The 12625-nt window shown below is 69.2% G+C and carries 20 protein-coding genes; 12 read left to right on the top strand and 8 right to left on the bottom strand.

The features are described 5' to 3' along the window. Nucleotides 1-3 precede the first annotated feature (3 nt). Together ACWEOO_RS32410 and ACWEOO_RS32415 are read left to right on the top strand one after the other, a co-directional pair. Nucleotides 4-198, top strand: a complete 195-nt coding sequence (locus tag ACWEOO_RS32410) for a hypothetical protein (RefSeq protein ID WP_452146267.1) — start codon at nt 4-6, stop codon at nt 196-198. Continuing rightward, entirely contained in the window at nt 195-617 is a 423-nt protein-coding gene (locus tag ACWEOO_RS32415; protein ID WP_452146268.1) for an LIC_13387 family protein, read from the top strand. Before ACWEOO_RS32410 ends, ACWEOO_RS32415 begins: the two co-directional genes overlap by 4 nt. Nucleotides 618-681: 64 nt before the next feature. Here the strand turns inward: ACWEOO_RS32415 and ACWEOO_RS32420 are convergent, their stop codons facing one another. Continuing rightward, on the bottom strand, nt 682-1443 hold the full coding sequence (locus tag ACWEOO_RS32420) for a GAF and ANTAR domain-containing protein (protein ID WP_452146269.1): 762 nt from the start codon (nt 1441-1443) through the stop codon (nt 682-684). 102 nt (nt 1444-1545) lie between these two features. Here ACWEOO_RS32420 and ACWEOO_RS32425 point away from each other — a divergent pair, with 102 nt between their 5' ends. Beyond that, on the top strand, nt 1546-1965 hold the full coding sequence (locus ACWEOO_RS32425; protein ID WP_452146270.1) for a hypothetical protein: 420 nt from the start codon (nt 1546-1548) through the stop codon (nt 1963-1965). A gap of 219 nt (nt 1966-2184) precedes the next feature. Here ACWEOO_RS32425 and ACWEOO_RS32430 read toward each other — a convergent pair whose 3' ends face one another. After that, on the bottom strand, nt 2185-2625 hold the full coding sequence (locus tag ACWEOO_RS32430) for an Hsp20/alpha crystallin family protein (RefSeq protein ID WP_452146271.1): 441 nt from the start codon (nt 2623-2625) through the stop codon (nt 2185-2187). 132 nt (nt 2626-2757) lie between these two features. On the opposite strand from ACWEOO_RS32430, the gene ACWEOO_RS32435 reads away from it, so the two are divergent. The 3 genes from ACWEOO_RS32435 (at nt 2758) to ACWEOO_RS32445 (ending at nt 3998) form a co-directional block, all read left to right on the top strand. Continuing rightward, the gene (locus tag ACWEOO_RS32435; RefSeq protein WP_452146272.1) at nt 2758-3402 is read left to right on the top strand and encodes a hypothetical protein; all 645 of its coding nucleotides are present in this window, start codon (nt 2758-2760) and stop codon (nt 3400-3402) included. After that, nucleotides 3399-3665 (top strand): hypothetical protein, encoded by a 267-nt coding sequence (locus tag ACWEOO_RS32440; protein ID WP_452146273.1) that lies wholly within the window; start codon nt 3399-3401, stop codon nt 3663-3665. The genes ACWEOO_RS32435 and ACWEOO_RS32440 overlap by 4 nt, the downstream gene beginning before the upstream one ends. A gap of 129 nt (nt 3666-3794) precedes the next feature. Continuing rightward, nucleotides 3795-3998: a hypothetical protein gene (locus ACWEOO_RS32445; RefSeq protein ID WP_452146274.1), complete on the top strand. Its 204-nt coding sequence runs from the start codon at nt 3795-3797 to the stop codon at nt 3996-3998. A gap of 231 nt (nt 3999-4229) precedes the next feature. Here the strand turns inward: ACWEOO_RS32445 and ACWEOO_RS32450 are convergent, their stop codons facing one another. Next, a complete protein-coding gene (locus tag ACWEOO_RS32450) occupies nt 4230-4595 on the bottom strand; it encodes a TraR/DksA family transcriptional regulator (protein ID WP_452146275.1) in 366 nt (121 codons plus the stop codon). A gap of 127 nt (nt 4596-4722) precedes the next feature. Continuing rightward, on the bottom strand, nt 4723-5664 hold the full coding sequence (locus ACWEOO_RS32455; protein ID WP_452146276.1) for a TIGR03560 family F420-dependent LLM class oxidoreductase: 942 nt from the start codon (nt 5662-5664) through the stop codon (nt 4723-4725). A gap of 129 nt (nt 5665-5793) precedes the next feature. Here ACWEOO_RS32455 and ACWEOO_RS32460 point away from each other — a divergent pair, with 129 nt between their 5' ends. Continuing rightward, on the top strand, nt 5794-5931 hold the full coding sequence (locus ACWEOO_RS32460; RefSeq protein ID WP_452146277.1) for a hypothetical protein: 138 nt from the start codon (nt 5794-5796) through the stop codon (nt 5929-5931). A 736-nt stretch (nt 5932-6667) separates the two neighbouring features. On the opposite strand, the gene ACWEOO_RS32465 is transcribed toward ACWEOO_RS32460, so the two are convergent. Further along, nucleotides 6668-7252, bottom strand: coding sequence for a GerMN domain-containing protein (locus ACWEOO_RS32465; protein ID WP_452146278.1), 585 nt, complete (start codon nt 7250-7252; stop codon nt 6668-6670). Further along, on the bottom strand, nt 7249-8061 hold the full coding sequence (locus ACWEOO_RS32470) for a HAMP domain-containing sensor histidine kinase (RefSeq protein WP_452146279.1): 813 nt from the start codon (nt 8059-8061) through the stop codon (nt 7249-7251). The genes ACWEOO_RS32465 and ACWEOO_RS32470 overlap by 4 nt, the downstream gene beginning before the upstream one ends. Here ACWEOO_RS32470 and ACWEOO_RS32475 point away from each other — a divergent pair. Continuing rightward, nucleotides 8030-8638, top strand: coding sequence for a hypothetical protein (locus ACWEOO_RS32475; protein ID WP_452146280.1), 609 nt, complete (start codon nt 8030-8032; stop codon nt 8636-8638). The two genes, ACWEOO_RS32470 and ACWEOO_RS32475, sit on opposite strands and share 32 nt — an antisense overlap. On the opposite strand, the gene ACWEOO_RS32480 is transcribed toward ACWEOO_RS32475, so the two are convergent. Next, nucleotides 8617-9318 carry a response regulator transcription factor gene (locus ACWEOO_RS32480; protein ID WP_359935543.1) on the bottom strand — a complete coding sequence of 234 codons (702 nt, stop codon included), beginning with the start codon at nt 9316-9318 and terminating at the stop codon, nt 8617-8619. The two genes, ACWEOO_RS32475 and ACWEOO_RS32480, sit on opposite strands and share 22 nt — an antisense overlap. A 142-nt stretch (nt 9319-9460) precedes the next feature. Between ACWEOO_RS32480 and ACWEOO_RS32485 the strand changes: the two genes are divergently transcribed. From ACWEOO_RS32485 to ACWEOO_RS32495, 3 genes are all read left to right on the top strand, one after another. Beyond that, nucleotides 9461-9772 carry an STAS domain-containing protein gene (locus tag ACWEOO_RS32485; RefSeq protein WP_359935545.1) on the top strand — a complete coding sequence of 104 codons (312 nt, stop codon included), beginning with the start codon at nt 9461-9463 and terminating at the stop codon, nt 9770-9772. Continuing rightward, nucleotides 9769-10218, top strand: coding sequence for a hypothetical protein (locus tag ACWEOO_RS32490; RefSeq protein ID WP_452146281.1), 450 nt, complete (start codon nt 9769-9771; stop codon nt 10216-10218). The genes ACWEOO_RS32485 and ACWEOO_RS32490 overlap by 4 nt, the downstream gene beginning before the upstream one ends. Nucleotides 10219-10290: 72 nt before the next feature. After that, nucleotides 10291-10518, top strand: a complete 228-nt coding sequence (locus ACWEOO_RS32495) for a hypothetical protein (protein WP_452146282.1) — start codon at nt 10291-10293, stop codon at nt 10516-10518. Between the two features lie 48 nt (nt 10519-10566). On the opposite strand, the gene ACWEOO_RS32500 is transcribed toward ACWEOO_RS32495, so the two are convergent. After that, nucleotides 10567-11610: a LacI family DNA-binding transcriptional regulator gene (locus tag ACWEOO_RS32500; RefSeq protein ID WP_452146283.1), complete on the bottom strand. Its 1044-nt coding sequence runs from the start codon at nt 11608-11610 to the stop codon at nt 10567-10569. A 55-nt stretch (nt 11611-11665) separates the two neighbouring features. Here ACWEOO_RS32500 and ACWEOO_RS32505 point away from each other — a divergent pair, with 55 nt between their 5' ends. Further along, nucleotides 11666-12574: an MFS transporter gene (locus tag ACWEOO_RS32505; protein ID WP_452146284.1), complete on the top strand. Its 909-nt coding sequence runs from the start codon at nt 11666-11668 to the stop codon at nt 12572-12574. The last annotated feature ends 51 nt before the right edge of the window (nt 12575-12625 follow it).

The raw sequence follows: 12625 nt of genomic DNA on the forward strand, positions 1-12625 counted from the left end.
ACCATGAGCGATGATTCCGGACAATTCGCCGTACGGAAGTTCTACGACAGCCTGGCCGCACACGACCCGGGTGCCCTGCGCGATGCCGTTCACGAAGACTTCGTCCTCACCTTGAGCCCCGGCCTGCCACTCCCGGTCGACCGCGAGTTCCGCGGCCGCGAGACTCGCTGCTGGCCCGAGCTGATGGCGGCCTCATGAACGCGACCGCGTTCCGGGTCGGAGCCGTCACCTGGACCGTCACCGGTGTCGGCCACACCGTCCTGAGCTTCTTCCTCCCCAGCGACCCGGAGCTGGACGTCGTGATGCGGGCGAGTCAGTTCGAGATCGGCCCGCTGCAGCTCAACGCCGAGTCCCTGCACCGCGGCGTGAGCCTCGTCATGGGCCTGGCGGTGATCGTCGTGGGCGCTCTCCTGTGGATGATCGCCGACACACTCCGAAGTGCCCCGGATCGCCTGCGCCCGTACGGGATCGTCGCTTTGATCGCAACGCTTCTGGCTTTGGCGATCGCCGCACTGTGGGTCCCGGGCCCGCCCCTCGTAACCTTCTCCGTCGCCACCATCGCCTTCTGCGCCGCCCTGTTCACCAAGTCACCAACCCGCGCGACGGCTATGCACTGACCGCGCGCGATCGGTTGTGCGGCCCTGCATCCGGCGCTCCGGCACAGGGCCCGGCGGACTCTCGTCAGCGGGGCAGTTTGCGGGTGTCGACGAGTTCCTGGGCGACGTCGCGGAGCTTGCGGTTGTTGTCCTGGGAGTAGCGCCGCAAGACCTCGAAGGCTCGCTCGTCGTCGAGGTCGAAGCGTTCCATCAGGATGCCCATCGCCTGACCGACCAGCTTCCGGGCGTCGACCGCGGCGGCGAGGTTGCCTTCGTTGCGGGCGCTCGCGACGGCGACCGAGGCGTGCCGGGCGAGGATCTCGGCGATCGCTTCCTCGTCGGGCCCGAATCCGCCCGGCTGGGACGAGTACAGACCGAGCACGCCGACGACGGAACTTCCGGTGTGCAACGGGACGTCGAGGACGCTTCGCACGCCGAGCTCGAGGACCTTCGCGGACCATTCCGGCCAGCGATCGTCGGTTTCGGCGTCTTCGACGCGGACGACGGAGTGGTCGCGCATCGACTCGGTGAGAGGGCCCTGCTCGCCGTCCACCTGCAGCTTGTAGATCTCGGCCACCAGCGGGTCGGTCACCGCCGGGATCTCCAGCCGCCGGGGCCGGCCCGAGATCAGCGCGACGCCGGCGTGGGAACAGCTCAGCGCCTGTGAGGCGAACTCGACCACGGCCTCCACGGTCTCTTCGATCCCGCCGGAGTCGTGCAGGTCGAGGGCGAGCTGAGCGAAGCGGTCGGCCGAAGTGAGTTCGCGCGACCTGATCTGAGGCGCGCGGTCGGTCTGGCGACGGGGGTGCCCGGCCAGATGCCCTTGGTGTAGCGCGGCTGTACTCATAGCGTCAAGATAGCTTGACGGCGAACTGGCGTCAAGATAGCTTGACGCCATGGGTTGGCGTGGCGACGGTCGTCAAGATATCTTGACGAGATGGGTGGTGACATGGCACAGCCTCCGTTGGCCGCGGACGACAGGGGTATGGAGGAACTGCTCGGCGTACTGCGGGTCAGCGACCAGCGCGAGTCGTACGAGCGCCGCATCGCGAAAGCCGAGGGCGCGGGCCAGCCCGTCACGGCGCTCGTGCGGGCGTTGGGAAACCTGCCCGGCGTGACCGGACTCGAAGCCCTGAGCGCCAGCCGGCGGTTGGTCGATCTCCTCACCGGCGCGCGATGGCACATGATCCGGCAGGCCCGGGAAGAGGGCTCCAGTTGGAGCCAGGTCGGCAGCGCGCTGGGAATGAGCAAGCAAGCGGCCTACGACTTCTACCGCCGCAAACTCGACCAGCAGGACGCTTCGGCCGACCCTGAGGGCAACAGCTCGGCTCGTTCACGAGCGGCACAGGGCTCGAACGCCAACGGCTGAGGACCCGGCCGCGGCAGGTGAGGTGTGACGTGGCGGCCTCGCCGGTGGGATGTCGTCCCGGTGGCCGCTGCACGTGTTCGCATGGCCCTGTCGGTGCCGCGGGCCGCCACGTCACGCACTCGGTTCGCTGTGGTGATGCCGTACTCGACTGGTTTTCACTGGGTTGCGACGTCGGCGGTGCTCGCCGATCCGCTCAGATGAACCACCACCTTTCAGCCGTCAGGCGTTGATCTGTTTCTGGCTGTCGACACCGGCGATCGCGATCCGCCGCGGCTTGGCCCGTTCGGCGATCGGGATCCTCAGCGTCAGGACGCCGGCGTCGTACTGCGCCTCGATCTTGTCGGTGTCCAGTGTCTCGCCGAGGAACAACTGCCGGGAGAACACCCCGAGCGGCCGCTCGGCCACCTGCATCTCGACGCTCTCCGGGACCTCTGGCGGACGCCGCTCCGCCTTCACCGTCAGCACGTTGCGCTCCACGTCCAGGTCGATCGCGTCCGGCGACACGCCGGGAAGATCGAAGGCGATCACGTACTCGTCGCCCGAACGGTAGGCGTCCAGCGGCATCGGGTTCGGCCGCGACCAGGTCCCTTGGCTCCCCGCGCCGAAGACCTGCTGCGTCAGTCGGTCGAGCTCCCGGAACGGGTCTGTGCGCATCAACATCTGTCCTGCACCTCCTGATCGTCGATGGAACCGGTGGTGTCAACACGCACTCCTGTTCTAACATGTCATCGAAACGATGACAAGATCCATTGTCAGCATCTAGACGACATCTGACGCAGATCGGGGTAGCGGGTGACCAGCAGAAAAGACACGGGCGATCGACTCCGCGGGCTCGAGCTGCTCGAGACACCCGGCGCGCTCGCGGACGCCGACGCCGAGCAACTGCTCGCCACACTCACGACACTGCATCGCCTGCGCGCGTACTTCGACCAGTGGGAGCCCGTCCTCGTCGACGCCGCCCGCGACCGCGGCGCGACCTGGGCCGACATCGCACCGACGCTCGGCCTCGCCAGCCGCCAAGCCGCCGAGCGGCGCTACCTACGGCTGAAACCCCATGCCGCCGACCAACCGGACACCACGCGCGAGCGGCGCGTCCAAGCTGCCCGCGACCGCCGCTCGGGCGATCGCGCCGTCGCGGGGTGGGCCCGCGACAACGCCGCGGACCTGCGCCAGCTCGCCGGGCGGATCACCGCTCTGCCGTCCGACAGTTCCAATCCGTCCGCGGCCGGCGCGGCACCCGCGATCGACCGTCTCCGCGACGCGCTCGGCGGCAACGACCCGGCCGACCTGATCCAGCCGCTGGCCGCCGCCGGCCCCGAACTCCGCCCCACCCACCCGAGCCTCGCCGACCAGATCACCGCCATCTCGGAGACAACCGACACCATCCGCACCGCCGACCTTGCCCGCCGCACCCCGCCAGGAGGCGCCGAGAAATGACCCACCTTCCCGTGCCCAGCACGCGCCCCCACGACCGCACCGAGACCCGCCGCGAAGCCGGACACGAGGCCGGGTACATCGAGACGTACTACGCCGATGGCACGTGGTGTTCACGCCGGTACGACAGCGACATCCCGTTCGCCGCCGGGGACGAGGAGCTCGAGCAGATCGCCCTCGGCTCCCAGGTCGCCCGCTGGAACCGGCTGCCGCACATCATCCGTGCGGCCGACGGCAGCATCCGCGAGACGATTCCCGCACCGTGACGGCCGGCGGCCCGATCTGAGGCGCCGCACCCGTCAGTTCGGGTGGAAAAGGTTTGCGGAGCGGGTTCGCCGGGAACCGCGGGAGCACCGTGCTCACTCGAGCGCGTCAACGGGTGGGAGGGTTCGATCGTGGCTGTCGGCGGCGTGGACACCTATTACGACTACGACGAGCGGCAGTGGAAATTCCGCCGGCTCGGTGGCGGGCCGGTACGCGAGGCTGTCCGCCGCCCCGCAACCCAGCGGGCTGCCGTGACCACCCAGGAGCCGATCGCGCCGGCCGACGCCCAGGCAAAGCGGGCCGCACATCTCCGCGCCGAGACCGGCAAAGCTTAAAGGGATTCAAGCCGCAACCAGGTCGTGACGCCAACTGAGCCGCGCAGCGTGGCGTCACCAGCGGACCTGGATCGACGTCCAAGACCTTGAACTTGACGTCCGCCGCGTACGCCACGACTCCGCCGACGAACCGCGAGTACCGCACGGCCCATCCGCTCCGCGATCTCCGCGGTGTCCGCGTCAGGCATGGTGCTGTCAGACATGGTGACCCTGCAGTACCCCTCGGCATGCCTACCGGCCCACGGGCCTCGCGTTTCTCGCCTGGCGGTGCTCGCATCGCAGACAGAGCCTCACGGTCGGTATCGCTCGGAGACGATGCAGCGGCAGCATCTCCCCGCACATCTCGCAGGCGCCGAAGACACCCGTGGCAAGGCGGGACAGCGCGGCGTCGATCTCTTCCAACGCCCGGACCGCCCCGGCCTTCAGCACGGCCCGCACCTCCGCCACCGCCGGCGAGAAGGGCGTGGTCTCCTCGCGGGCCAGATCCATCAGTTGATCCAGCCGGAACTGACGTTCCTGACACAACTCCCAGCGGAACCAATCCACGTCCATCGCGGGTTCGCTCCGCCGTACCTCGGTCGATCGCTCCTGGCTCATCGACAGCCTCCTCGTACGAGGTGACAAACTCAGGCCGCTTTTTGACCGTCCGGAAGGAGATCGCTCCTCAGCGCTTCCGTGTTGTAACCACGCCTCAAGTACCCCGCCGGAACCCCTGCCAGTCGGATCAGAGCCCGACGATCTCGGCGAAGTCCCGGATCGCGCCGGGATCGGTCGACTGGTGGAAGCCGACCACCAACTCGTCGACGCCGGCTTTCTCGTACGCCGCGACCCGTGCGCGGACCGTCTCCGGCGTCCCGTAGAGCAGGTAGGACGCGAAGTCACCGGGATAGAACGCGCCCATGCTCGGGTGCAGTTGCGCCTGGGCGGCCTCGTCCGTGTCGGTCACCAGCGCGCCGGTCGTCGCAGTGACCCTGATCGAGCCGGCGTCCCGGCCGACGTCCGCGGCGTGCTTGCGCAAGATCTGCAGCTTGCGCTCGATGTCGGCCGGCGACGTCATCAGATTGCAGACGTCCGCGAACTCGGCGACGATCCGCAGCGTCACCTTCTCACCGCCGCCGGCGATCATCAGCGGGATGCGCGGTGCCTGGACGCCCTTCGGCTGCACCATGGCGTTCTTCAGCGAGTAGAACTCGCCGGCGAAGTCGCTGACCTCGTCCGTCCACAACGACTGGATCACCTGCACAGCCTCGCGCAGCTCGCGAAGTCGCCGGCCCGCACCGGGGAACTCGTACCCGAACGCGGCGTAGTCGGCCTCGTACCAGCCCGCGCCGATCCCGAAGGTCAGACGCCCGCCGGAGAGCACGTCGAGTGTCGAGGCCATCTTCGCCTGCAGGGCAGGGTTCCGATAGCCGTTGCCGGTCACGAGCTGGCCGACGCGGATCCTGGTGGTCGCCCGGGCCACCGCGGTCAGCAGCGTCCAGGCCTCGAACAGGTAGCGGTTCGACGGCGGGATGGTCTGCAGGTGATCCGGCAGCCAGACCTCCGCGAACCCGACGGATTCGGCGGTCTGCGCCAGCTGGATGATCCGCTCGACCGCATCCACCGGATCGCTGAACGACGACAGATCACTGCCGAAGCCGGTGGGGAGGAACAGATTGAACTTCATCGTCAGGCTCCTGCTTCGTCTGGCCGACCTGGCACGACGCGGCCAGGCTGTCGAGAGGTACTGACCGGACGAACCCGCGAAAGGAATCGCTGTCCCGTCTGTGCACTTCAGGGCGCCGCACAGGAGTCGGTGTGGCGGGCACCGGGTTGGGCCAGTGAGCACGGCGGCAAGCAGAGCGGCAAGGGCGGCTCCAGCAGCCAGGGCGGAACCACGGCCCAGAAGAAGAAGGCCGGCCGCAAGGGCGGAAAGGCCGCCGCCAAGAACTGACCCACGGACGCGCGACCTGGTTCTGACAGTGATCGGGTACGTCGGTTGGTGCCGCCGGTGTTGTTGTCATCGGGTAGGCGGCTTTCGCCTGCCGCACCTTGCGCCAGGTCCGGCGCGGCAGGCGAAAGCCAGTCTCGGGGTGTCTCGACCAGACTTCCGGAGGAATCGATCAAGCGCTTGGAAGGTCATACCATCGCTGCCTCCGCAGAGCCAGAGAAGTTGACTTCGCAGTCACGCGCTGACTCGGCACGGCCGTTACGGCAGTGGAGTCAGCGGTCAGATTTCAGGAAGTCCGGTGCTCCGCCGGTCCGGAGCGCGTCCGACTCGAGCCACGCGGCCGTCTCGAGGGGGTGCCGGCGTTCTATCTCGGTGAGGAGATACTGCCGTGCCTCGGCGGCCGTCGCGGTGTGCTCGGCGTGCAGAGCACGGACAAGCTCCGCTCCGGTGGCACGCCAGACCGAATAGAGCTCAGCGTCGGACCAGTCGGCGAGCCGCGGCGGCGCCTGCAATCCGGGAGCGGCAATCGCGGGCTTCGGCCTCCGGCGGAGTCGTGAGACAGCCGCCAGGACCGTCCCGATGGATCGGTGAAGCGCCATCGTCAGGTCGGGCGTGGTTCGGTCATCATGGGTTCCCTTCGAGCGGTCGTCACCTGTCTAGCGCGCGAGCCGGTCACGGTGCGGCTCAGGTCGCGGAACGTCACGTGATCTCAAAGTTCTCTCAGTGCCACCGTCAACTGCTACCGGCTCCGTAGGGAGTCGTAGTCGGCGGCGGTGAGTGGCGCGGTCGTCAGGGCGCCGTCGGCCAGCAGGGCTTCGACCGGCACCCCGTCGCGCGCGAACGTCACCTGGTCGATGGACTGCGACGCCGTGAGGGACAGGACGATCTGCCCGACGGCGAGGATGTTCTCGGTCGCGGACCTGCCGCCGGTCTGGCCGGACAGTTCGAGGACGACGCGACTGCCTCGGACCTCGACGATCGTCAGGATCAGGCCGGGCGGCAGCGCCGTGGTGATGCCGCCGGCCTGTTCCCGGTCGGTCGGTCCCGCAAGCAAGGCGTCAACAACCGCGGTGAGCCCGTCCGCGGGCGTCGTCGTGGGCACCTCGCGCACAAGCGTGACCAGCTTGTCGTCGCGGACGAAGCTCACCTGGACGGCGGGCCTGCCGGTGCTCGGTATGGGCGCCGCCGAGGACGGGCGAGCGGTGCGCTGCAGGCGGGACGGGATCTCGCCGGAGGCGATCGGCGCCGGTTCGTCCTGCATCGGAACGCCGCACCCGGCGAGAACGAGCACCGCGGCCGCCAGGCAGACGACGGCGTTCCTCACGACTCTCGCTCCGCTTCCGGGAGCCGTACGACGAACCGCGCGCCGCCGCCGGGCGATGCCGTGCACCACACGGCTCCGTCATGGGCCGCCGCCATCTCGGCCACGAGCGCGAGCCCGAGACCCGTACCCGACGACGACCCGCGTTTCGCCGCGCCGGTGGCGAACCGCTCGAAGACGCTTTCCCGGTCCTCGGGCCGGATGCCCGGACCGCTGTCGTCGACCAGCACGAGCACGTCGTCGCCGGATCGGGTCACTGTGACGCTGGTGAGTCCGCCGCCGTGGGTGTTCGCGTTGTCGAACAGGTTGCGGAAGAGCCGGCCGAGACGCGACTTGTCCGCTGCCACGAAGACGTCGTCGCCGTCGGGGAACGCCGGTGGTCCGGCGCCGGCTTCGCCCAGTACCTGTCGCAAGAGCCCGCCGAGGTCGATGACGGTGTTCGGCCGCTGGTCGAGTCCGGCGTCGGAGCGTGCGAGTTCGAGGAGGTCGTCGAGCAGCCGCCGGAAGCGCTGCAGATCGGCGGTGACGAGATCGAGGGCCTTCCGGGAGCGTTCGGGAAGCTCGTCGCGCCGGGCGTTCAGCAGGTCGACGCTGCCGACGAGAGTGGTCAGCGGGGACCGGAGTTCGTGACTCACGTCGGCTGCCATCCGTGCGTCCCGCGTGATCCGCTGGTGGAGGGTGTCGACCATGCTGTTGAACGAGCCGACGATGGTGGCGAGCTCGGGATCGTCGGTGGCCGCCAGGCGGCGGTCGAGATCGCCCCCGGCGATCGAGGCGGCCGTGATCGCGACCCGGTTGAGCGGCGTGACCACCGACCGGCTGGCCCAGACCCCCCAGCGCCGCCCCGGCCGCGGTGGCCAGCAGCGCGCCGCCGAGGAGGATGCCGCTGAGCAGACGCACCGTGCCGTCGAGTTCGGTCAGCGGGGCGATCTCGTAGAACTCGGCCTCGGCCGTTCGCACCGGGACGCCGACGACGAGGGCCGGACCGTCGGCCGATCGGAACCGCTGGCTGACCGAGCGCCCGGCGGCAATCTCCTGTTGGACCGAGGCCGGTACCGCGTCCCGGCCCTGGTCGAGGGCCGAGGCGTACCACTGGTCATGCCATCTGAGGATGATCGTGTGCCCGGCGGGTGTCCCGGCAGCGGTCAGCACGGCCGACACGTCCGCGCCCGCGCTCTCGAGCCGTCGCTGCACGAAGACCGCGTCGGCGAAGCTCTGGTGCTGGACGACGCGCTCGCGTTGGGCCAGCAGGTACCCGCGGGCCAGCAGGTACGTGCTGATCGCGAAGACCGCGGACACCAGGAGAGCCACCAGGGAGAAGGCCGCGACGAGCCGGTGCCGCAGGCCGAGCGTACGACGTCCGCGCCTCATTGCGGGTCCAGTCGGTAGCCCATCCCTCGGACCGTGACGACGACCTGCGGCCGTCCGGGATCGCGTTCGATCTTGGTGCGCAGCCGCCGGATGTGCACGTCGACGATCCGCTCGTCGCCGTAGTACCCGTGCTCCCACACCTTCTCGAGCAGGCTCGGGCGGCTGAGCACCCGGCCGGGTGGATGCGCGAGCTCGGCCAGCAGGCGATACTCGGTGACGGTCAGCGGGACGTCCCTGCCGTCGAGCATGACGGCCCCGCGCGAGGTGGACAGCACCAGGGCGCGGGCGGGGTCGGAGTCGAGGACGATGTCGGGTTCGGTCGCCTCGGCGCTGCCGCGCAGCCGGCGGCGGAGCGCGCGGATCCGGGCCGTGATCTCCTTCACCTGAAAGGGTTTGGTGACGTAGTCGTCGGCGCCCGCCTCGAGTCCGGCGACGATGTCGTGGGTGTCGGAGCGCGCGCTGACGATGACGATCGGGATGTCGCTGACCCGCCGTACCTCACGGATGCAGGTGTAGCCGTCGACCTCGCCGAGCATCAGGTCGACCATCATCAGGTCGGGCAGCGCCGATCTGACGGCCTCCAGCGCCGAGGGCGTGTCGGCGGCCTCGGCGACCTGGTAGCCCTCGTCCTCGAGCGCCAGGCGCAGGACGGCCCGGATGCGATCGTCGTCCTCCACGACCAGGACATGCATAGGCATCGTCACATCCTCGCAACCGAACAGGTTGCCGTGACAGCGGGGCGGGGCATGTCATCCGATCGTAAAGAAGGCGCACCGGTGCTCTCAAACTCCGCGGGCCACAGTGGTGACATCACCCGAAACCGCCGCGGAAGGGCCGTCGATGACCGACCCCACCCACAGCCCGCCTCACCAGAAGGCGATCGTGACCCTGTCCGAGCCGGATCCGGGCAGCGCACCGACCGCCTTGCGCTGGCAACTGCGCGGTCTGGTCATGGACGGTGTCAGCCTGGTCGTCGTCGACGTGTCCGAGCTCGACCAGATCTCCTCGACCGTGCTGGCCGCGTTGCTCGACACGCATCGCGTCTGCCGGCGGCGCGGCGGTGGCGTGGTCATCCGGCACGCGAGCCGCAGGATGTCCGACGTACTCCGCAGGACCGGGCTCGACCGCGTGTTCGAGGTCGAGGCAGCATGACGCGCCCGTACGTCGACGTCACGGTGGTCGAATTCGCCGCCCATACAGCTTTTCTCGACCCGGTCACCGGCATCGGCTACCTGGTGCTGCCGCCGGCCGGCTCCGACATCGAGGCGTTGTCGGATCCTCTGGTCGAAGCGGCCTGGTCCGAACGGCTCACCGACTTCGAGCGCCCACGGCCGCTCTCCCTGCACGCGGCCGACCGGCAACGGGCACTGACCTCGCTCGCAGAGACCGGATGGAGTCTGCTGCACGACGAGGACGGCGCGGTGGAGTCAGCAGGACGGACACGCGACGGGCGCCGTGCCGTATGCATCTACGGACCGGCGACGACAGAACAGCCGTCGTACGAGGCGCTGGACTCCGCCATCATCGCGCTCGACATCGCCGCGGACCTGGACCCGCACACCACCTGCGCCGAAGCTCCCAGCATCCGCTGGGACTGAACCCGCGCAGCACGGGCCGTCTGCCCTGGCGCTTGGTTTCTCCTAATTTTGCGAGGCTTTGAGCTCGTCCCGGTGCTTGTTGACCCAGGTTGCAAAGGATTCCAGGGCGGGGTTCAGCTCGCGGACCTTGTCGAGGTTGCGGTCGTTTTCGTCGACCAAGTCCTGACCGAGGCGTACCAGGTCCGTACCGGCAGCGAAGTAGTCGTGCAGAACGGACTCGCCTACGCCGTCGAATCACTGGCCGCGGCCAACCGTTCCGCAGAGCAGGGGGCTGCAGGCACACCCGCCGACACGATCTGAGCCATCCAGCCGACCTGATCGAGAGGGTGTTGGCTGGCGAGTTGGTGTTCAGCGCGTGCTACGTCGTTCCACAATGGACCACGAGGCGTGGCCGTTGAACTGCTGGCCGAGCGCGGCCTGGGCGCAGGCCGCGCCTTGGTCGCGTAGGGATTGGGCGACTGTGGTCAGCTCGAGGTCCGCCGCGATCGCTATGTCGTCCCAGCCGGTCACGGCGAGGTCGTGAGGGATACGGATCTTTTTGGCTCGGGCCGCGCGGATGACACCGGCGGCTTGTTCGTCGCTCATGGCGGCGATGGCGTCGGGCGGTTCTGGCGCCGCCAGGAGGGTGGTGGCGGCTTGGTCGGCTTCGACGGTGTCGTTGCGGCCGCAGACCGCGACGGTCAGGTCGTGCCAGTCGAGTCCGAGGTCTTGGGCTGCTTGCCGGTAGCCGGCCAGCCGGTCCCGGGTCACCGGGAAGGCGACGTCGGTGATGTCGAGGCCGTGGGTGATCGTGCTGATACGGGCCCGGGACAGCGGCTGGCTGATGATCGCGGGCCGCTGGGCGCCGGTGAAGGCGAGAGTGCCGATGGCGCGGGCTGCCGCGTAGTTGTCGATGCCCACCAACTCGACACCGGTTAGCGGAGGTCCGCCGTGGATTACGGCTGGACGTCGTCGGGCCTGCACGGCGGACAGCACCGGGTCGTCGTCGGAGGTAGTCCAGACAATGAACCCGTCGACGGCGGCGTCGCTGATTCGGTCGATGTCGGCGTCGGTGCCGGTGATCGGGAGGATCGTCATGCCGTAGCCCTGGTCGGCGCAGACCTCGGCGACCCCGGCCAAGAAGGCGGTGGCTCCCGGATCCTCGAAGGCATAGCTGAGGTGCTCCCCGAGCACCACCCCGACCGTGCGGGTGCTGCCGCGGCGCAAGGACCGGGCGCTGGGATCCGGTCCGGCGTAGCCCAACTCGGCCGCGGCGGCCAGCACCTTCGCCCGCGCCTGTGCAGAGACCCGGCTGGGCTGGTTGAAGGTGTAGGAGGCGGTCATCACCGAGACCCCGGCATGTTCGGCGACCGCGGTCAGCGTCGCCCGGCTGGAGCTATTGATCGGAGTCACAGCGTTCAGCCTACCGGCTTGTGTATCCTTACACATCCTGTGTAACCTTACACATATGACTCACGGCTTCGTTCGGGATCGGTTGACTTGGTTGGCGTATCTGCTGCTGGCGTTCTTCGCTTATTTGCAGGCGGCGCCGGGGCTCGTGATGATGCATCTGCGAGCCGAGCTCGGCTTGAGCTACACCGTCGGCGGGCTGCACATCGCCGCCTTCTCCACCGGCAGCATGATCGCCGGTGTCGTGTCGCCGCGGCTGGAGCGCCTGGTGGGGCGGCGTGCGCTGCTGTGGGCGGCGGCCGCCGGCATGGCAGCGGGGGCGGTGGGGCTGACCCTCGGTCCGGTCGCTGCGGTGACGATCGCCGCCGCAACGGTGATGGGGGTCGGCGGCGGACTGCTGCTGATCACCATCCAGGCCGTGCTCGCCGACCACCACGGCGAGCGGCGCACCGTCGCTTTGACCGAGGGCAACCTGGCGGCCAGCATCGGCTACCTCACCTTGATCGGGGCGCTGGCATTGACCGCGGCCTTGCACTGGGGTTGGCGGGCCGCGCTGCTGGCCGCCCTCGCCGTCCCGCTGGTCGCCTGGGCCGGTAACCGACGGCTGGCCATCGACACCCCGCCGCAGACTCAGACGTCCGGCGGACGGCTGCCCAGCGTGTTCTGGTTCGCCGCGGCGATGCTGTTCTGCGCCACGGCGGCTGAATGGTGCATCGCCGCCTGGGGTGCCACTTTCGTCGCCGACACCGCGGGAATTGCTGCCGGCACTGCGGTGACGGCGATGGGCGGGTACTTCGGCGGCGTTCTGGCCGGCCGGCTGCTCGGCAGCCGGTTCGCGCGTCGGTACGATCCGAGCCGGCTCTTCGCCTATGCGCTCACCGTGGCCCTGGCCGGGTTCGTGGGGGGGGGGGCGGGGTGGTCGGGGTGGGGGGGGCGCAGGCGGGGTGCGCCCTCGCCGGCCGGGTGACCGGCGAGGGGTCCGTGGCGGAGGACGACATGTCCGCGAAGTACCATGACC

The sequence above is a fragment of the Kribbella sp. NPDC004138 genome (assembly GCF_053603655.1).

Coding starts and splice junctions, on each gene's coding strand:
- ACWEOO_RS32450 (WP_452146275.1), bottom strand. CDS start 4,595: ATGAGCCAGGAGCGATCGACCGAGGTACGGCGGAGCGAACCCGCGATG.
- ACWEOO_RS32455 (WP_452146276.1), bottom strand. CDS start 5,664: ATGAAGTTCAATCTGTTCCTCCCCACCGGCTTCGGCAGTGATCTGTCG.
- ACWEOO_RS32420 (WP_452146269.1), bottom strand. CDS start 1,443: ATGAGTACAGCCGCGCTACACCAAGGGCATCTGGCCGGGCACCCCCGT.
- ACWEOO_RS32485 (WP_359935545.1), top strand. CDS start 9,461: ATGACCGACCCCACCCACAGCCCGCCTCACCAGAAGGCGATCGTGACC.
- ACWEOO_RS32425 (WP_452146270.1), top strand. CDS start 1,546: ATGGCACAGCCTCCGTTGGCCGCGGACGACAGGGGTATGGAGGAACTG.
- ACWEOO_RS32410 (WP_452146267.1), top strand. CDS start 4: ATGAGCGATGATTCCGGACAATTCGCCGTACGGAAGTTCTACGACAGC.
- ACWEOO_RS32505 (WP_452146284.1), top strand. CDS start 11,666: ATGACTCACGGCTTCGTTCGGGATCGGTTGACTTGGTTGGCGTATCTG.
- ACWEOO_RS32430 (WP_452146271.1), bottom strand. CDS start 2,625: ATGTTGATGCGCACAGACCCGTTCCGGGAGCTCGACCGACTGACGCAG.
- ACWEOO_RS32490 (WP_452146281.1), top strand. CDS start 9,769: ATGACGCGCCCGTACGTCGACGTCACGGTGGTCGAATTCGCCGCCCAT.
- ACWEOO_RS32480 (WP_359935543.1), bottom strand. CDS start 9,318: ATGCCTATGCATGTCCTGGTCGTGGAGGACGACGATCGCATCCGGGCC.
- ACWEOO_RS32440 (WP_452146273.1), top strand. CDS start 3,399: ATGACCCACCTTCCCGTGCCCAGCACGCGCCCCCACGACCGCACCGAG.
- ACWEOO_RS32415 (WP_452146268.1), top strand. CDS start 195: ATGAACGCGACCGCGTTCCGGGTCGGAGCCGTCACCTGGACCGTCACC.